18 protein-coding genes and 2 pseudogenes are annotated in these 18,568 nt (G+C 50.4%); 5 read left to right on the plus strand and 15 right to left on the minus strand.

Annotated elements, in window-relative coordinates; genetic code table 11:
- Positions 1–9: 9 nt before the first annotated feature.
- From hisG to LA360_RS05060, 3 genes are all read right to left on the minus strand, one after another.
- Positions 10–663 (minus strand): ATP phosphoribosyltransferase, encoded by a 654-nt coding sequence (hisG, locus tag LA360_RS05050; RefSeq protein WP_022201135.1) that lies wholly within the window; start codon positions 661–663, stop codon positions 10–12.
- Positions 664–685: 22 nt separating this feature from the next.
- Positions 686–1,951: an ATP phosphoribosyltransferase regulatory subunit gene (gene hisZ / locus LA360_RS05055; protein ID WP_112482820.1), complete on the minus strand. Its 1,266-nt coding sequence runs from the start codon at positions 1,949–1,951 to the stop codon at positions 686–688.
- A 276-nt stretch (positions 1,952–2,227) separates the two neighbouring features.
- The gene (locus tag LA360_RS05060) at positions 2,228–2,761 is read right to left on the minus strand and encodes a Holliday junction resolvase RecU (RefSeq protein WP_022201133.1); all 534 of its coding nucleotides are present in this window, start codon (positions 2,759–2,761) and stop codon (positions 2,228–2,230) included.
- A 206-nt stretch (positions 2,762–2,967) separates the two neighbouring features.
- Between LA360_RS05060 and LA360_RS05065 the strand changes: the two are divergent.
- The 3 genes and pseudogenes from LA360_RS05065 to LA360_RS05075 all read left to right on the plus strand — a co-directional run bounded on the left by LA360_RS05065 (position 2,968) and on the right by LA360_RS05075 (position 4,290).
- Positions 2,968–3,269: pseudogene (locus LA360_RS05065) on the plus strand (hypothetical protein).
- Between the two features lie 126 nt (positions 3,270–3,395).
- Entirely contained in the window at positions 3,396–3,659 is a 264-nt protein-coding gene (locus LA360_RS32105) for a sigma factor-like helix-turn-helix DNA-binding protein (protein ID WP_465220485.1), read from the plus strand.
- Positions 3,541–4,290 carry an anti-sigma-I factor RsgI family protein gene (locus tag LA360_RS05075; protein ID WP_225537327.1) on the plus strand — a complete coding sequence of 250 codons (750 nt, stop codon included), beginning with the start codon at positions 3,541–3,543 and terminating at the stop codon, positions 4,288–4,290. The genes LA360_RS32105 and LA360_RS05075 overlap by 119 nt, the downstream gene beginning before the upstream one ends.
- On the opposite strand, the gene LA360_RS05080 is transcribed toward LA360_RS05075, so the two are convergent.
- Positions 4,245–5,666 carry a hypothetical protein gene (locus LA360_RS05080; RefSeq protein ID WP_057571814.1) on the minus strand — a complete coding sequence of 474 codons (1,422 nt, stop codon included), beginning with the start codon at positions 5,664–5,666 and terminating at the stop codon, positions 4,245–4,247. The two genes, LA360_RS05075 and LA360_RS05080, sit on opposite strands and share 46 nt — an antisense overlap.
- Before the next feature lie 241 nt (positions 5,667–5,907).
- Between LA360_RS05080 and LA360_RS05085 the strand changes: the two genes are divergently transcribed.
- Positions 5,908–6,513 (plus strand): TetR/AcrR family transcriptional regulator, encoded by a 606-nt coding sequence (locus LA360_RS05085; protein ID WP_002583545.1) that lies wholly within the window; start codon positions 5,908–5,910, stop codon positions 6,511–6,513.
- 29 nt (positions 6,514–6,542) lie between these two features.
- Positions 6,543–7,139 carry a nitroreductase family protein gene (locus tag LA360_RS05090; RefSeq protein ID WP_057571813.1) on the plus strand — a complete coding sequence of 199 codons (597 nt, stop codon included), beginning with the start codon at positions 6,543–6,545 and terminating at the stop codon, positions 7,137–7,139.
- Between the two features lie 89 nt (positions 7,140–7,228).
- Here the strand turns inward: LA360_RS05090 and LA360_RS05095 are convergent, their stop codons facing one another.
- From LA360_RS05095 to LA360_RS05140, 11 genes and pseudogenes are all read right to left on the minus strand, one after another.
- The gene (locus LA360_RS05095; protein WP_057571812.1) at positions 7,229–8,029 is read right to left on the minus strand and encodes a MerR family transcriptional regulator; all 801 of its coding nucleotides are present in this window, start codon (positions 8,027–8,029) and stop codon (positions 7,229–7,231) included.
- Between the two features lie 132 nt (positions 8,030–8,161).
- Positions 8,162–9,358 (minus strand): YcxB family protein, encoded by a 1,197-nt coding sequence (locus LA360_RS05100; RefSeq protein WP_225537328.1) that lies wholly within the window; start codon positions 9,356–9,358, stop codon positions 8,162–8,164.
- Complete coding sequence (locus LA360_RS29530) at positions 9,342–9,464, minus strand: hypothetical protein (protein ID WP_263870215.1); 123 nt, start codon at positions 9,462–9,464, stop codon at positions 9,342–9,344. The genes LA360_RS05100 and LA360_RS29530 overlap by 17 nt, the downstream gene beginning before the upstream one ends.
- A 70-nt stretch (positions 9,465–9,534) precedes the next feature.
- Complete coding sequence (gene trpS, locus LA360_RS05105) at positions 9,535–10,629, minus strand: tryptophan--tRNA ligase (RefSeq protein WP_057571811.1); 1,095 nt, start codon at positions 10,627–10,629, stop codon at positions 9,535–9,537.
- Positions 10,630–10,849: 220 nt separating this feature from the next.
- Positions 10,850–11,971, minus strand: a complete 1,122-nt coding sequence (locus LA360_RS05110) for an RluA family pseudouridine synthase (RefSeq protein ID WP_057571810.1) — start codon at positions 11,969–11,971, stop codon at positions 10,850–10,852.
- A 24-nt stretch (positions 11,972–11,995) separates the two neighbouring features.
- Complete coding sequence (locus LA360_RS05115; protein WP_002583551.1) at positions 11,996–12,760, minus strand: SDR family NAD(P)-dependent oxidoreductase; 765 nt, start codon at positions 12,758–12,760, stop codon at positions 11,996–11,998.
- Between the two features lie 5 nt (positions 12,761–12,765).
- Entirely contained in the window at positions 12,766–14,697 is a 1,932-nt protein-coding gene (locus LA360_RS05120) for a YgiQ family radical SAM protein (protein ID WP_057571809.1), read from the minus strand.
- A complete protein-coding gene (locus tag LA360_RS05125; protein ID WP_002583553.1) occupies positions 14,694–15,356 on the minus strand; it encodes an HAD family hydrolase in 663 nt (220 codons plus the stop codon). Before LA360_RS05125 ends, LA360_RS05120 begins: the two co-directional genes overlap by 4 nt.
- Positions 15,357–15,416: 60 nt before the next feature.
- Positions 15,417–16,187 carry a pseudouridine synthase gene (locus LA360_RS05130; RefSeq protein WP_057571828.1) on the minus strand — a complete coding sequence of 257 codons (771 nt, stop codon included), beginning with the start codon at positions 16,185–16,187 and terminating at the stop codon, positions 15,417–15,419.
- A gap of 53 nt (positions 16,188–16,240) precedes the next feature.
- Positions 16,241–17,710 carry an RsmB/NOP family class I SAM-dependent RNA methyltransferase gene (locus LA360_RS05135; protein WP_057571808.1) on the minus strand — a complete coding sequence of 490 codons (1,470 nt, stop codon included), beginning with the start codon at positions 17,708–17,710 and terminating at the stop codon, positions 16,241–16,243.
- Between the two features lie 58 nt (positions 17,711–17,768).
- Positions 17,769–18,351: pseudogene (locus tag LA360_RS05140) on the minus strand (MATE family efflux transporter); the annotation flags it as partial.
- Positions 18,352–18,568: the final 217 nt, after the last annotated feature.

An 18,568-nucleotide genomic window follows, 5' to 3' on the forward strand; every position in this document is an offset into this window, starting at 1 on the left:
CCTGTGCTCCTACTTTCCGGCCTTCTCCTTAAGATATGCCTGAAACTTCTTGATGATGGCCGTGATGCGTTCATTTTCCGTCTTCATGCTCACCTGGTTCACCACCATCCTGGCGGACAGGCTGCACACTTCCTCTAACACCATGAGTCCGTTCTCCCGCAGGGTGGAACCTGTCTCCACGATATCAACGATTACCTCGGACAGTCCCACGATGGGGGCCAGCTCGATGGAACCGTTCAGCTTAATGATTTCCACGGTCTGATACTTCTGGTTATAGAAATAGTCCTTTGCTATGTTGGGATACTTGGTGGCCACCCGAATCAACTCGTGGTGCTCCAGCCTTTCCCTGGCTGATTCAGGTCCGCAGACGCACATCCTGCATTTTCCCACCCCAAGGTCCATGACTTCATAGAGCTTGCGGCCCTCCTCCAATATGGTATCCCTTCCCACAATGCCAATGTCAGCCGCCCCGTACTCCACGTATGTAGGCACATCATTGGCCTTTGCAAGAAAAAAACGCACTCCCAGGTCCTCATTAACAAAGATAAGCTTCCTGGAAGCCTTATCCTTCATCTCATCACAGGAAATGCCGATTGCCTCAAACATCTCCATGGCTTTGTCCGCAAGCCTTCCTTTGGCTAACGCTATGGTCAAATATCTCATCGTTTTCACGGCCTCCCTGTGTTTACTCGTAAGCGGTAATGGGTATCTGGTCTATATTCCCGTTCACCGTGTCCATGGCTGTCACTGTGGTCCCGTCACCCTTCAGGTACAGGACATTGCGCATGCCCCTCTGTGCCGCCCTGGCCTTGTAATCCTCTAGCGGCACCTGCTCCTTCTTCTTCATGGACTGGACGGCCAGCCCCTTATCCCTGAAATAGCTGCCCAGCCACAGGGCCCGGGATCTGGCTGACGTCTCATAGAGTATCACCGTATTCACCAGCGTCACCGGAACATCAATCTGCTGCCTGGAAAGGGCGGCCATCAGCTGGTCTACCACAATCACGAATCCCACTGCAGGCGTATCCTTTCCAAACTGCACCAGCAGCTTGTCATACCGGCCTCCGGTGACAATATAATCCCCGGTTCCATAGGTATATGCCTTGAAAATGATTCCCGTATAGTACTGATACCTGCTGAGCATCCCCAGGTCGTAGGATACATAGGCTTCCAGGCCTCTGCTCTCCAGAATGGAGTGGACCTTCTCCAGCCGCTCAATGGCAGCCAGGGCCCCCGGATTGGCGGTAAGCTTTTTCGCCTCCTGCATCTGCTCCAGGGAGCCGAACAGCTCCGGAAGTTTCAGAAAAGCCGTCTTAAGCCCTTCGTCCATGGACTGGTTCTTCAGCAGACCCTCCACGGCAAAATAGTTCTTGTTTTCAATGTACTGATTCAGCTCTTGCTCTACTTCCTCTTCCAGCCCGGCCTCCTTGAGAAGGCTTCTGTAAAATGCCACCTGACCCAGCTCCACCTGGAACTCCTTAAGGCCAGCCTGCCTCAGGCTGTCAATGACCATGGCAATCATCTCGGCATCCGCATCCTCGGAATCATCCCCAATCAGCTCAGCCCCTGTCTCAGCCCGCTCCTTAAGGCGGCCCTGATAGCTGCTGTTATTCTTAAAGGTGCGCTCCAGGTAGCAGAGCCGAAGAGGCATGTGGTCGTCCATAAAGTACTTGGCCACGCACCGCGCAACCGCCGGCGTCATATCCGGCCTCAGCACCAGTGTATTGTTGTCCCGGTCAAAGAACTTAAACATCTCCCTGTCCGGCACGCTTCCCCTGTCCTTGCTGAAAATATCAAAATATTCAAAACTCGGAGTCTGGATATGCTCATATCCGTACAGGTAAAAGGTATCCAGAATCTTGTCCTGTACTGCCAGCTTCTTCCTGCATTCTCCGTTATAACTGTCCTTTACGCCCTCCGGCGTATGAATCAACCGATTATTTCCTGCCATCCTGTTCCCTGCCTTTATATTTTTCCGCACTTTCATCCTTTTTTTTGCTTTCCTGTGGTAAAGTGCTAATTCATTAACGTGATTGTTTCATTATAGAGGAAAACCATGCGGCTGTCAATCCTATTTTCGCGTGCCCGAAGCAGTTTCGGGATTCTATTCTGCTCATAGTACAATATACCTTATTATACTTTTATTTACAGGACTGGTCAATGAAAATGTACCCGCAGGGAGGCATGCGGGGAGGTATGGAAGGTGGGGCGCTTCACGCGCAGCCTCCTATGACCTTCTGTCCAGGTCTTTTTGTATTTCTTCCAGATAGTGGACCAGAAAGCCGGCATGGGAACGGACCCGCCAGTTTTTGTCCACCTCGTCGTAGGTAAAGCTTTTGCGCCCTCCCTCCTCCATCCGTTTCCAGTATCCCTCTATCTGTTCAAAAGGCAGGTAATATATCTCGTCCAGGCCGGTAAAATAGAGAATGATAAATGCAATTCCGCCCTGTTTCTCAAATTCCCCCATGAATTCGATCTGGTGGGGATGGATATTTTGAAGGGGAAATGTCTTTACCGCGCATTCCTTGGCATCAAAACACACCGGAATCCCCTGCACGGCCCCGATATAGTCCACGGTACTCTTCTGGTCAAAATAGGCCAGGGTGATGTGGCGGCTGGACTTGGCAATTTCAATGGGAGTGATGGGCGTCGGTATCTTCTGTATCAGAGCCAGCTTCTTTTCCCTGTACAAATCGTTGGTATGGTTAATCAAATCTTCAAGGGTAGAGCCCCTTAATCCTCTGGAATTCCAGGTACCCATATCAGTTCATTCCTTTTATGTATTCTGTATTTGCAGGATAGTGTTTCCCATGTGTCTCTATCCCGTGCATCAGATAAGTATATCAAAATCAAGGATATTTCACAAGCACCGCAATTTCAAAAAAATATAAAGTAACGGAAAGGATTCCGGAGCCTCAATCGTATTATCGTATTAATAGTGAACGAATCAAAAAAGGAAATTGAAACATGAAAATCAGAACTATAATGACAGCAGCAGCCACAGGCATTCTATTAACCGCAGCGGGAAGCAGTCTTGCATGGGGTGCCGGCCGGACCTGTCCCAGAGGATATGCTGGCTGTACGGACTATGAATACTGCAGGAGCCACGAACACGGAGACTGCGAAGGCCGCTGGTCTGAGGACGGGGATTGGATATGCCCGGACGGAAAAACCATGGACAGACGTCCTCACCAGGCACTTCAGGGTATGGATGCCATGGCGGAAACAGCCCTCATGGCAGACGCGGCTGCGGTTCACATTACAGATAGAAAAACGGTACTGCACCTGGCAGTACCGGACATATGGAGCGGCTATGCGGCAGGAATCAGATGTAGGAGGCCATGAGCATGGCTGATACAAAAAGCCCGGATCTGTCCCATGTGCTGGAATCCGTGATGAAGCTTCCTGATAAATACAGAATCATCGTTTATCTGCATTATTATGAGGGTTACTCAGCCGTGGAGATTGCGGGTATTTTACATAAAAATGTCAATACCATATATACACATCTGTCAAGAGCGAAAGCCGGTGCCGCGCAGAATGAAATGGGCGGTATCCCTTGCCTGTCTCCTGCTCTTTGCCACCAGCGGCCTGGGCAGTTACAGCCTGTACTACACGAAAGCAGCCGTCATCAGCATAGACGTGAACCCCGGCATTGAACTGGACATCAACCGCTGGGGAAAGGTGGTGGGCCAGACCACCTACGGGGAAGAAAGCGAGACCGTCCTCCAGACCCTTTCGCTGAAACACCTGGAATATGAGGAGGCACTGGCGCTTCTGCTGGGCAGCGATGCCATGCAGCAGTATCTGAAAAAAGACGCCCTTGTCTCCATCACGCTGGAAACAAAAGACAGGGACCTTAAGATGCTCTCAAGCCTTCAGGAGTGCGTGGACACAGCCTTAATGCAGTGCCATGGCGTAAAAGCAGAGTATGCCACCGTGGACAGCCACATGTGTGAGGAAGCCCACCAGCACGGGATGTCCTTAGGAAAGTATTACGCCATACAGGAGCTTCTCACAGCTGACCCCCAGGCCACGCTGGACGAATTCAAGGATAAGACCATGAAAGAGATAAAGGGCCACACGGAACACTGTGAACACCGTCAGCAGAGAATGCAGGGGGAAATGTGGGGAGAATCACCGGAAGGATCTCAGGATGAATCTCAGGATAAGCTACCGGAAACTAGAAATAGTAAACCAGATACTCCTTTTTTTCGGAAAAGCCCATCCTCTTATACATGGCTTCAGGACACAGATATCTCCAGACTGAAAGGCTGCTCCCAGACATAATACGGATGCCAGAGCTGAAATGTAATGGAGTCATCCCCCTCCTCATACGGCAGATAAAATATAAAGCGGCCGCCCAGGTCAGGGTCTGATACGGACTCCTTATCCGGCATTACATCCAGCCACTCATCCTGGTCCGATGTCCCCTTTGTTTTAACCCTGCACAGGACCATTTCCATCTGCCCGCTGCCTTTTGCCGCCTGCGCTCTGAGCTCCAGACGGCAAAACAGGGATTCCCCTGTCCCCTCACCATCACTTGCTCCCATTTCCGGTCCGAATGTCCCCTTACCGCCCGTGGCTTCCATTGACACGATTTCCAATCCGTGGTCCTTAAACAGGATTTCCCGGTCCGATACACCTTCTTTTCCAGATTTCTCCCCAGTCAAAGGCAGGATAATCACCCCTGATTCTTCTGAAGATATGAGGGTGACGGAAGGCACGGAAAGCTGAAAGCTTCCGCTCTGCAATTCAGCCGGAACGTCAAAGTACCATATACGTCCGTCCGAGCCATTTATCCTGTATTCCACTTCTGGATCCCGGTTCATCACCATGGGCAGTGATTCCCTTGTCTGCCTGTAAATCTTTTTATCTTCACCCAAAAGGGTGATTTCCTCCTTTTGGCTGCTCAAAGGGTTGATTCTTCCTGGTATCAACTGTTCACTGATGTTTTCGCTGAACGCATAAAGCTCCACTGCCAGCCCCTTTTCTCCTGCCGGAACCGCTCTTGGCACCATCCATCTGTCCTCATGCCGGACAGCCCCTTCCATATCCGAAATCTGCTCGTAGCCTTTGGCCTGAGTCCAGGAAAATTCCAGGTTTTCATCCAGGCCGTCTATCTGGAAATAATATCCGGCCAGCCCTTTCTCCGTGTCAATCTTCTTGGATGTGGTACAGAACTCTGCCAAAATCTCACGGTATCCGGCGTCCCCGGCATCATGGTTTTCGCTGTGCGTTCCCATCCGCTCTGCCGTATACCCCATATCCGGTATTCCCGGTCCAAAACAGCGCATATCAAAGCTCCGGGAACCCGCCTCCATGTCATTCTCCATTCGGTTTTTCCTGTAGTCCAATATACGCAGTTCAGCGACCATCTCATTATTCTGCAGCATTCCACGCACCAATTCCACTGTCACCCCATTCCTGCTGACAGAATATCCGCTTTCATTTTCCAGAACATACACCTGATACGGTGAATGGGCTATGATTCCAAATCCTGGGGCAAACTGATATGCAGGTACAAAGCTGGATGCTTCCTGCGCGTTTTGCCGTCCCTCACCGCACCCGGCACACCCCAGAATAACCAGAAAAATCCCTGCCATGATTCCCGCCTTGACCCCTGCCATTTCTGCCCATCTCCTTCCCCAACCGAAATGTTTCATAATACTGCCTCCATTCCCCCTGTGCCCAAACGAAATATACTATATTATCCAGTATATTGGACCAAAGAGGGCAAGTCAATGAAGGTTTTGGGATATTAAGGATATCTTCATAAAATCGAAAAACAAGTTATACGGGAAACGGTATGGAAGCTTGACGCATTCATGTAAATGTTTATATTGACATATGTTAACATCAGGAATATACTATATGTTAACATCTGTTAATTTGAGGGGATGTAATATGAATACACATACAAGAGAAAAAAAGCCATATCATTTTGGTAATTTAAAAGAAACGCTCATCGAACAGGGAATTGAGCTAATTCATGAGCGGGGGATTGAAAAATTTTCTTTACGAAAGGTGGCGAAACAAGTAGGTGTATCAGCAACTGCCTGCTACAATCACTTTGGAAATATTGATGAGCTGCTCCGGGGAATGTACTCTTATGTGATCGACAGATTCGCAGCCGCTCTAAAACAGGCAGTTGAAGATAATCCCTGTCATAATGTTACAATTTCTATGGGCGTGGCCTATGTGGAATTTTTTGCAAAGTATCCGCACTATTTTAATTTCTTATTTGACAGTGAATATCTGGGCATTCAAATAAAGGAAACTGAAATCACATGGAACAGCTCCTTTACTCCATTTGAAATTTTTGTAAATGGTGCAAAAAGAGGAATGAGGGAACTAAACATTGATGAAAAAGAGTTAAGAGACGACCTTTTGGTAATGTGGGCAGCCGTACACGGTCTGGCAGCTATGGCTAACATGAAAGGCGTACAGTATGACAATGGTGATTGGGGCGCTCTTACAGAAAGAATACTGCTTAACAAGGTAATACTGTAACATGAGTTGAAAACCAGGAGGAACTTATTATGACGGAATCAGAAGCAATCAGAGCAAGACACGCAGTCAGGAATTATACAACGAAACCACTCTCACCTGCGGTTATTGATGGACTGAAAGAAGAAATTGACCAGTGTAACCGGCTGGGACAGCTGCATATCCAGTTAGTAACGGAAAATGGGGAGGCATTTAAAAGCATGATTCCCCTTTTCGGGAGATTCAAAAATGTAAAAAACTATATTGCTTTGGCAGCCAAAAAGCAAGACGGTTTTTATGCGGAGTGTGGCTACTATGGAGCGCGTCTCATGGTTAAGGCTCAACAAGCAGGTCTTAACTCGTGTTGGGTCACAAATACATACAATGCGAAAAAATGTCCTGTTTCGTTAGCTCCCCATGAGGAGCTGGTTGGTGTCATCGCGATTGGTTATGGCACTACTGACGGTACGCAGCATAAGTCAAAGAGCATGGAAAAATTATTCAACAAACAGAATTTTTTTATCGAAGCTAGTGGGAATACCGTATCCATCCGCCCAAAGGATAATCGCCCTATGTCCCAAATTGATATTGGCATTGTGAAATACCATTTTGAGGTTGGCGCCGGAAGGGAAAATTTTATTTGGAAATGATTTGAAACTTATATCTGCAGGCTGTCGCAGCCCCTATGTTCTGGGACTACGGCAGCCTTTTGGGAACCTCTTCACCGCCTGCCTGTTCTTTACTTTTTCACTGGAAAGAAAATCTCTGTCTCCCACTCATCCGGCGGAAGCTTGTCAAACTGGTTCTTGCGGTAAATCTCATAAGGCATCCCATTCATATGATAGCCATTGGCGTTAATCCAGGCCACGATGGCGCCGTAGGCATCCGGCAGTCCTGAATAGGGGCCCCTGTGGATAGTCGCCGCACACAGACAGCCCGGCATGATAAAGTCAGCCTTATCCCGCTCCGTGATACCCACTCCCAGTTCGATATCGCTGTATGCCGGGTCAAATTCCTGGTCGTGATAGACAGCCATGATCACCCCGTTTATGGTCATGTGTTCCCTGGCAATTTTTTCGTATATCTTTCCATAGTATGTGCCGAATTCCTCCACTGACATCTTGTGTCTCTGGGTAACAAGAGCCTGTTCCTCCGCTTCCTTTATCTGAATCTCATAATTGTTCTGATAACTCATAATGTCACCTGTCCTTTCAAATTCTTCCAGATGATACCCCATTTCCCTGATAGTTATGGAAATATACTCCATCTGCCGCTCCAGGCGGAATCTTTGTTTGTACAGCTGCCGCAGCAACTCCCTGCTGTCCGGGATGGTAAGCAGAGCCTGAATTTCCGTAAGGGAAAAACCATACCGTTTCAGCCTTCCAATCAAAAGCATGGTGCCAATCTGAGAGTCCTCGTAGTACCGGTATCCGTTTATCTCATCTGTTCTCTGGGGCTTTAGAAGGCCTATCTTATCATAGTGACGCAGTGTCTTAACGCTCACCCCACATACCTTTGACATCTGTCCTATGGCCAGCATGGTTCCGCTCCTCCATTCATTTTCTGTTTGCCTGATTCGAATCTGTTCCAAGTATAAGCTCTGACCTAAGGGCAGAGTCAACAGGTTTTTCTAAAAAACGTCCCAAAGCTCGTCCCTGTCTTTTCCTGGCTCTCACAAACACACGGCCCGGATGATACTGGAAATCAGCACAGCCAATAATACCAGGGCTATCAGGATATAAAGCATCCTGTCATTCTTAAGAAGGACCTCTGTTTTATCCACTCCGCTCCACTTCACACCTCTGTCACGGCAGAAATTGAGAAATGCATCCATTTCCCCATGGTCCTTAAACACCCACTTGGGAACCGGGATACACTCTATCCCGCGTCCTGCCCCTGTATTCACGAAATAAAATGTGTCCTCAGTTTCAGCCAGACAATTATAATCCTTCCAACCGTACCCTGCAAATTCCAGCCCCCTCTTCATGCAGATTCCATGTTCCCCAATGGAAAGTTCCCACCTTCCAATCCCTTTTGACGGCATCCATCCACTCCTTATTTGTTTCATGTAAAATGACTCTGACATCCCATGCTCCCTCATATAGCTCAAAAGAAGCAAGGTCAGAAAAACCGCAGTCAGGGTAGTATTGTTCAGTATGATACCAATGCACAATCCGCATAACGCTGCCATGATTTCCATTACCCGGAACCATTTATCTCTCTTTACACCGTATAATTTCTTTACCCGAAGTCCCACCTGTATTCCCTGAATCCAGGCATGGGACCAAGCCTTCTGGTCCATAAAGAAATAAAAGTTAAATAAGCCCTCCACAACATGCCCATCATCCTCCACTGCCTGCGGATTTTGAAATTGCTCCAGGAAGCGGTCCATAGTTACCCTGTCCGGGAAAATACGTTTAGGAACAGCCAGAAACACATGGTTTTTTCTTGCCACAGACCTTCTCAAAATCAGAACCCTGTGCGTTTCGGCCTGGTATGAATACCAGGAACACGGTATCCTGCTCTTATCGTTTTCACAACACAGGTATCCCTGTTCCACTTTGTATACCCTGGGTTTCAGGAATCCCTGCCTGCCGCACTGCCAATACAGCAGGATACACGAAACAGCCAGTATTCCGCCCATAAAAAGGCACCAGCAAACCACTACTCCCTCCAGATATTCAACTCCCATTCCCAATGCTGCCATAAGCAGTCCTTTTCCAACTCCTGCCAAAAGGAACATTACAAATACTGCTACTACCAGCTTCTGTGACCATATTTCTTTTACAGTAACGTTCACACAGTATTCCGCCAATTCGCCTTTTGTCATCTGGAATTCCAACTGTATTTCATTATTTTGTCGTTCCATATCTCCCCTTCTTCCCTATGTCCTGCCCTTGGTTTTCAATTACTCCTCCATTGTACCATGTAACGAAAAAAAACCCCAGCATTTTCTGCCGGAGCTTTCCATTCATTTATGTCTCATGCTTAATCATTGTCTTACGAAGCCGCATACCGCAAAAGCCAAATAAAGCCGTATAAAACCTACTCCATCTCAGTCCTGAACCGCTCAGCCTGTTCCGCAATCAATTCCTTATCCTCGAAGTAATTGATTTTCATGGCCCTCTTCATCTCAGCCAGGGTCTGGGCTGCCTTCTGCTCTGCCTTGCGGCTGCCCTCCTCCAGGATGCGGTAAACAGCAGGAATGTCCTTGGCGATTTCCCTGCGGCGCTCACGGATGGGCCTCAGTTCATCCTGAAGCACGCTGTTGAGGAACCGCTTCACCTTCACATCACCCAAACCGCCTCTGGTGTAATGAGCTTTCAGCTCATCCAGGTTCTTATAATCCGGCAGATATTTTTCAAAATGCTCATCCCGGCAGAACGCATCCAGATAAATGAACACTGGATTTCCTTCCACCTGTCCCGGATCCTCCACCTTCAGGTGATTCGGATCCGTGAACATGGACATGATTTTCTTCTTTATCTCGTCCTCGGAATCAGACAGGTAAATGCAGTTTCCAAGGGATTTACTCATCTTAGCCTTGCCGTCTATACCGGGCAGGCGCAGACACGCCTTATTGTCCGGCAGAAGGATGTCCGGCTCCACCAGGGTCTCCCCGTAGACACTGTTGAACTTATGGACGATTTCCCTGGTCTGCTCAATCATGGGCGCCTGGTCCTCTCCTACCGGAACAGTGGTTGCCTTAAAGGCAGTGATGTCCGCTGCCTGGCTGATCGGATATGTGAAGAAGCCCACCGGAATGCTGGCCTCAAAGTTGCGCATCTGAATCTCAGATTTTACGGTAGGATTGCGCTGAAGCCTGGATACGGTCACTAAATCCATATAATAAAACGTCATCTCGCACAGCTCAGGCACCTGTGACTGGATGAACAGAACGGATTTCCCCGGGTCCAATCCGCATGCCAGATAGTCCAGAGCCACCTCTATTATGTTCTGACGCACCTTTTCCGGGTTGTCCGCATTGTCTGTCAACGCCTGGGCATCGGCTATCATAATATAAATCTCATCAAACTCTCCTGAATTCTGCAGCTCCACCCTGCGCTTTAAAGAGCCCACATAATGTCCTACGTGAAGCCGTCCTGTGGGGCGGTCACCGGTCAGTATAATCTTTCCCATCTGATATATCCCTCTCATTTCCTCAGCATCAGGCCATCATTGGCCGGAAAGCTGTTTTTTACTTGTACAGAACACGCCTGAAAATTCCCTTCTGCCAACCATTCTCCACACGGAGAAAACAGCAGCAAAAAACGGCAATTTCAAACATTATCTAGCATAACCCAAAGATGAATTCCTGTCAAGAATTCCCTGCCCAGGTCCGGGATAATGTCAGAAATAATCATCCCTGTCCCGGTCCGGGATAATCGCCCTGGTTTCCGGAAGGCAGCCCTATCCCCTCACCTTCCATAACCGTGCTGAAAATCACCGGCAGACCGGCGGTAAACTCCTCTCCCCTCAGATGCTCCAGGGGCGCGGGAAGTGTTTCGGGCATGACCAGCCTCCAGGAATGAAGGAGCTGGGACCGGACCGCGTACTTCTTTTTTAATGCATCGTTTAAGCTGCGGCTTCCATACTTATAGTCTCCCACAATCGGATGACCAATGGACGCCAGATGGGCACGAATCTGATGGCTTCTTCCTGTAATCAGGGTCACCTGCAGCAGTGTGAATGTTCCGTTGCCGGACAGCGGCAGATATTCGGTCATGATAGGGACGCTGTTCTCCACTTCCAGAGGATAAATGCTTACGGTATTCGTGCTCTCATCCTTTTTCAGGAAGCCCGCAATCAGCTGTTTCTCCTTTATTTCACCGGCAACCAGACACTGGTAGTACTTGTGTATGCTTCTGTCCTTAAACACCTCATTCATAACCTGGAGGCCCGCCAGGGATTTTCCGGCCACCACCAGTCCGCTGGTGTTTCTGTCCAGCCGGTTGCAGATAGACGGCTTAAAGGTGCGCAGCTGGGATATGGGAAGCTTTCCTGAATCAATAAGATAATTAAGGATGTATTCATTTAGGGACATGTCGCTGTCCTTTGCCTTCTGTGACAGCATGCCGGATGGTTTATTCACCACCAGGATATGCTGGTCCTCATAGACAATGTCCAGACGTTTCCTTCCATTCCAGCTCATGTGTTCCCGGGATTCCACACCTTTTTCCCGGACTGCTCTCTCCGTTTCTCCGGCGGATGTGCCTGCACTCCCGCTGTCTCCGGTCCTGCCGGCATACCTTCTGATGTCCGGTACAGAAAACTTTTCTATGGTCTCATCCGAGAGGAACAGCTTTACCTGATCTCCCTCCTCCAGACGTTCGGAACCATCGCATCTCTTTCCATTCAGAGTTATGTTCTTTTTGCGCATCATTTTATAGAGAAAACCCTTGCCGGCCTGGTTCAGATATTTTGTAAGAAGCTTATCCAGCCGCTGTCCGGCTTCATTACGGGTAATTGTCAGTGTCTGCATATGGCGGCACTCCTTCATAGGTAATTATTCATTCATGAAGCTCATGACTGCCAGCAGCATGCGGTGGGGAAGCACCTTGCACAGCAGCCGGAAGACTTTCATGGTAATGCCGTAGACTGATATCTCTCTGCCCGCAATGCTGTCCCGGATGGCCTTTTGAACCACACGCTTTGGATTTGCCATGACTAACCTCTTATAGAGAGGAATCACACCTGTGGACTCGGCAATGTCAAAGAACTCCGTATTTACCGGTCCCGGACACACAGCCGTCACATAGATTCTCCGGCTTCTCAGCTCCTGGTTCAGGGCTCTGCTGTAGCTGAGGACAAAGGATTTTGTGGCCGCATAGATGGCAAATCCGGGCTGGGGCAGGAACGCTGCGGAAGATGCATACTGGATAATCCGGCTGTTGCATTCCATATAGGGCAGCACCATGCGGGTTACGGCGCACAGAGCCTCACAGTTTAAAACCACCATGTCCGTCTCGCTCTTTAAGCCCAGTTCCTCCACCCGCCCAATCTTACCAAAGCCTGCTGCATTGACCAGAAACTTTACCTGAGGTTTCACGGTGACAAGGGCCTGTGACAGCACATCCCTGTCACGTTCCCTTGTCAGGTCCAGCGCGAATTTGCGCAGGGGTACCCCCGCCTGGCGGTCCAGTTCGTCCAGACGCTCTCTTCTCCTGGCTATAATCCAAATCTCATCAAAGCCCTTAAAATGTTCCCACAGCTGGATGATGGTTTCCCTGCCCATACCGGAGGACGCTCCGGTCACTACAGCAATCTTCATACCTGTCACGTTCCTTTCTTTTTGTGGATGTTGCGTATGGTCTTCTTAGGCTTCTGGCCGCGGCTTCCCTGGCCGGCCGCCTTATATCCGGTTCCCTTTGCCTTTCCTGCCGCCGGGACCGTCCCGCCGCCCCTGTATCCGTCCCTTGGGCGAATCAGGCATTTTCTGTCATATCCGATTAAATCCGTGCGCCCCGCAATCTTCAGGGCTTCCGCCACCAAATCATAATTCTTGGGATTCCTGTACTGAATCAGGGCCCTCTGCATGGCCTTCTCATGGGGATTGACCGGCACATAGACCTGCTCCATGGTCCGGCAGTCATATCCCGTGTAATACATACAGGTGGAAACAGTGGAGGGGGTGGGGTAAAAGTCCTGTACCTGTTCCGGCATATATCCCAAATCCCTGAGATACTCAGCCAGCTCCACCGCCTCCTTCATGGAAGAACCGGGATGGGAGGACATGAGATAGGGCACCAGATACTGCTCCTTGCCCAGCCTCTGGTTCATCTCCTTATACTCCTTCACAAACTGGCGGTAAACGCTGTTTTTGGGCTTTCCCATACGGCTCAGCACCTTATCCGCCACATGCTCCGGCGCCACCTTAAGCTGACCGCTGACATGGAACTCACACAGTTCCCTTAAGAATTTCCGGTTGGAATCCGCCAGCACATAGTCAAACCGGATACCGGAACGGATGAACACCTTCTTTACCTTTGGAAGAGCCCTCAGCTTTCTCAGCAGGGCAATGTAATCGCCGTGGTCCGCCCGCAGATTCTTACAAGGTTCAGGAAAAAGACACTGGCGGCCCGGACACGCGCCGCTTGTCAGCTGCTTTTCACAGGCAGGGAAACGGAAATCCGCGGTGGGTCCGCCCACATCATGGATATAACCCTTGAAATCCGGCTCCTCTGTCAGAAGCTTTGCCTCCTCCACCAGGGATTCGTGGCTTCTGGCCTGGATGATGCGTCCCTGGTGGAAGGTCAGGGCGCAGAAGCTGCATGCGCCGAAGCATCCCCGGTTGCTGATCAGGCTGAACTTGATTTCTCTTATGGCGGGCACGCCTCCAAACTCCTCATAGGACGGATGGTAGTTCCTCATGTAAGGAAGATCATATACCGCATCCATCTCCTCCTGGCTCAGGGGCTTGGAGGGAGGATTTTGCACCACAAAAAGCTGATTCCCATAGGGCTCCACCAGACGCTTCCCGGAAAATGGGTCCGTATTGCTGTATTGGACATAAAAGCTTCTGGCATACTCCCTTTTGTCCTTTAAAAGCTCCTCATAATCAGGAAGCATTTTATAATCATAAACAGATTCCAGGCTTTTTGTCTTATATACCGTCCCGTCAATAAAGGTAATATCCTTCACATCCAGCCCGCTGTCCAGAGCATCGGCAATCTCCACAACGGACCGCTCTCCCATGCCATAGGATATCAGGTCCGCCTGGGAATCAAGCAGCACGGAGCGCTTCAGCTTATCCGACCAATAGTCATAATGGGCAAGGCGGCGAAGGCTGGCCTCGATTCCGCCTATGATGACAGGCACATTCTTATACGCGGACCGTATCAGGTTGCAGTACACCGTCACGGCATAGTCAGGCCGTTTTCCCATGACGCCGCCCGGTGTATAGGAGTCCTCCTTCCGGCGCTTCCTGGACACGGAATAATGGTTCACCATGGAATCCATGTTTCCCGCCGATACCAGAAAGCCCAGTCTGGGCCTTCCCAGCACTTCAATGCTCTTTTTATCCTTCCAGTCCGGCTGGGCAATGATTCCCACCTTATATCCATGGGCCTCCAGCAGCCGGGATATGATGGCTGTGCCGAAGGAAGGATGGTCCACATAGGCGTCCCCGGACACATACACAAAGTCGCACTGCTTCCATCCCCTGATGCTCATATCATTCCGGTTCATAGGTAAATAATCGTTTTTCATCCTGCCGCTCCATCCAATAATTCGTAATAATCCCTGATATAGTAATCTGCCAGCTTTTCCTTCTCTTCCTTCATCTCCAGTGAAAATGCATCCTCCACAGCAAAGACAGTCATGCCCGCATTCTTTCCGGCCTGGATGCCGGCAGGCACATCCTCGAACACAACACAGTCCTCCGGCGCCACCTGAAGGCGCTCCGCCACATTCAGATATATATCCGGGGCAGGCTTGCCGGCAGCCACCTCACAGGCCGTTGCCACCACCTTAAAGTACCTGCGGATATCCAGGGAATCCAGAACCGCATCCACCATGGCCCTTCCGTTGCTGGTGGCAATGCCGGCCACCAGTCCCTTCCCTGAGATAAATTCCAGGAAAGCCCCTGCTCCCGGCTTTAGGGGTACTTCCTTTCTGTACTTCTCTATGGACATCTGAATCCAGGCATTCTTTATCTCATCCAGTGTCTCCTTTAACTGGAACCGTTCCTTAAAATACACCGCAGTCTCAGAAAAACTCATGCCCTCGATTTCCTTCTGCAGGTCATCCGGGCAGGTAAGGCCAAACCTGGCCAGGTATTCTATGTCAATGGCCTTCCACATCCACATGGAATCCACCAGGGTGCCGTCCAAATCAAATATAACTGCTTTTTTCCTGTTTAACTTCATCTTTCCCTATTTTCCTCTGTCTATAAACATGTTGACAAGTTTTCTGTGACTCTTATATAGTTATACACGGTTTCTGCGGTTCCCGCAATCCTTTATGGAATACTCCTCCTCAGGTGTCAGGGGGCGGTATTCCCCTGGTTTCAGTTCCGGATCCAGCATAAGGGGACCCACGGATATCCGTTTCAGATACTCCACCCTGCACCCCAGGGCCTCAAACATCCGCTTAATCTGGTGGAACTTCCCCTCCCTTATGGTGACCAGCACTTCCTGCCATTCTTTCTCCCTCCCTGCCGCTTCCTGTATCTTAAGCTTTGCCGGAAGCGTCATGGTGCCGTCCTCCAGTTTGATTCCTTCCTCAAACCGCCTTACGGCATCCTCCGGCAGCCCGCCTGACACATGGGCCAGATATACCTTATCCACATGCTTTTTAGGCGACAGCAGATTATGGGCCAGATCCCCGTCATTGGTGATGAGAAGGAGCCCCTCCGTGTCAATATCCAGCCTGCCCACCGGAAACAGGTCTTTTCTCAAGGCTTCCCTGATAAGCCCCACCACCGTAGGGTATTTCCTGTCCTCGGTGGCGGACACCACGCCCTGGGGCTTATTGAGCATATAATACTCCATTCTGGCGTAAGCCACCTGGCTCCTGTCCACTTCTATCAGGTCCGATTCCGGGTTCACCTTCCGGTCCGCGTCCTTTACCGCCTCTGCGTTTACCCGGACCCGTCCCTTCTTCACCATATCCTTTACCTGGGTACGGGTTCCGTATCCCATCTCAGCCAGAAACCGGTCAAGACGCATCGGTCCGTTTTTCCTGCCCTTATCAGCCATCGGTTTGTTCCCTCCCACTGCTTGTTTTACTGCTGCCATCTCCAGCCGGATTGCTACTGCCATCTCCAGCCGGGATAGTACTTATTCTTCAGGCTCATTCCCGTACCTTTGGCCCAGCCAAGAGGAAATCCCTCCATGGCTGCCAGACACCATCCCCTGACCGGCCCCTCGTCTACTTCCAGGGAAATAGTCTCTCCCTTCAGGTAGCGGAGAACCCGGCTGTCACCGGCAGGGAAGCTGACTGTATTTGGAAATTGCCCGGCTTTCATGGACATGGCCAGGGCCTGGGACGGCTCAAACCGTCCCTTTTTAAGCTCGCCCAAAAGCAGTCCCGTGCGCAGAAATCTCAGGGGCAGGTTCCATGCAAGTCCCTCCGGCAGATAGTAGACGTTGTCCTGGTGTATGACAATCCTCCCATAGTCCCATTCCACGCCGCTCTGCCCTAAAAATACATCCAGCTCCTTTTCCTTCTCCACGGCCCGGGCCCGCTTCCTGACTGTTCCGGGGTCTATGGGCGGCAGTATCCCCTTGTCCGTGGACCGGAAAATCCCCTTGTCCGCAGTTCCTCTCACCCCGCCGTGCTCAGTCCGGGCCTCCCCATCATCCCCGCCCTTTTTTCGCATCAGGGCCAGAAAATGCCCTTCTCCTCTTAGGCGGTGCGGAAAGAGCCGCATGCAGCCGGAAAGCCCGAATCCGCCGCAGGCTCCCGGCACTTTATCCAGGCCCAGACAGCATAATTCCATCTGGGGAAATTCCTCCAGTATATAGGAGACGTTCCCCTCATCCTCCTCCACGGAAAACGTACAGGTGGAATACATCATATATCCCCCCGGTTTAAGCATGGCTGCCGCCTGGGACAGTATCTGCCGCTGGACGGGCACATAGTATTCCGGCCCCTTTTCCTTCCAATCCTTCACCATATCCTCATCGCGGCGGAACATACCTTCCCCGGAACAGGGGGCATCCACCAGTATCTTATCAAAGTATTCCGGCCACACGCAGGCCAGCTTTTCAGGCGCTTCACTGGTGACGCAGATATTGGCCGCGCCGGCCAGCTCCAAGTTTTTGAGAAGGGCCCTGGCCCTGGAATAGCTGATGTCGTTGGACACAAGCATTCCGCGGCCTTTAAGCTTTGAAGCCAGCTCCGTGCTCTTGCCTCCCGGGGCAGCGCAAAGGTCCAGCACCCTGTCTCCGGGAACCACGGGCAGCATGGCTGCCGGAGTCATGGCGCTGGGTTCCTGGAGGTAATAGAGTCCCGCGTAATAAGCCGGATGCTTGGAGGGCCTTAAGGCCTCTCCCTCCAGCGACCCGTCGTAATAAAAACCATTGTCAGTCCACGGCACCGGCTCCAGGTCCCACGGCACCAGCTTTGCCAGATCCCGCGGATCTATCTTCCATGTGTTCACCCTGAGACCTGGCTTCCACTCCTCTTTGAAGCTTTTAAGGTACTGCCCGTATTCCTCCCCCAGAAGCTTCTGCATTTTCAGCAGAAAGTCCTCCGGAAGCCGTCTCACATCCGTCATATCATCCGTCCTCATTTCTTTATGACAGTACAGGACCGAACTGCCACAATCGTTTTTATCATATCACATCCGCCGTGATTGTGCCACCACAGGTTTCTTCCCGGGAAATCCTGGAGATTTTATAAAAGTAATAAGGCACAATGGGGATCAGGGCCGCCAGCCAGGCCGCAGGATCCGCCAGGCACACTCCCATATATCCGAGGCTTCCTGCCACAACCGCCACAATGGCTGCCCTGGCAACCAGTTCAAACATGCCTCCTGAAATACGTACTGGCCGCATCCATTACCTCTGTCTCCGATGCATCAATAAATATGCGAATCAGCATGTCTCCGAATAAATGGATCACCAGAATCATCACAGCGCTCCAGACCAGAATCATGATCTGGATGGACTTGACTCCCTGATGGACCCGGTCCATGCGGCCCGCGCCCCGGTTCTGCCCCACATAGGTCGCTGCCGCAGCCCCGAAGGCCACAAAAACAGTGGACACAATGTTTTGAATCTTACCCGCTGCCGAGAAACCGGCAATGTACACGGACCCAAAGGCATTGACGGCCCCCTGTACGATGATAGTGCCTATGGCTGTTATGGAAAACTGAAGGCCCATGGGAATCCCGATGGACAGCAGCCAGTCCATTGTAGGCAGCCGTCGCAAAAAGCCCTGCGTAAATGACTGCCATATAGCCGGCTGTGTCATGTATGATTCCATCCGGTGCATTATATTCTACCTTTCCAAAAATAGCAGGCATCATTATAATACAAAATCATGGAATATTCCAGTTGTTTTTTATCCGCTTAATGGTATACTGGAAAAATCAGACTTGGATGGACATTTGCAAGGCATTTTTACATGATTG

It is taken from the genome of Enterocloster clostridioformis (assembly GCF_020297485.1).
Taxonomy (GTDB): Bacteria; Bacillota; Clostridia; order Lachnospirales; family Lachnospiraceae; genus Enterocloster; species Enterocloster clostridioformis.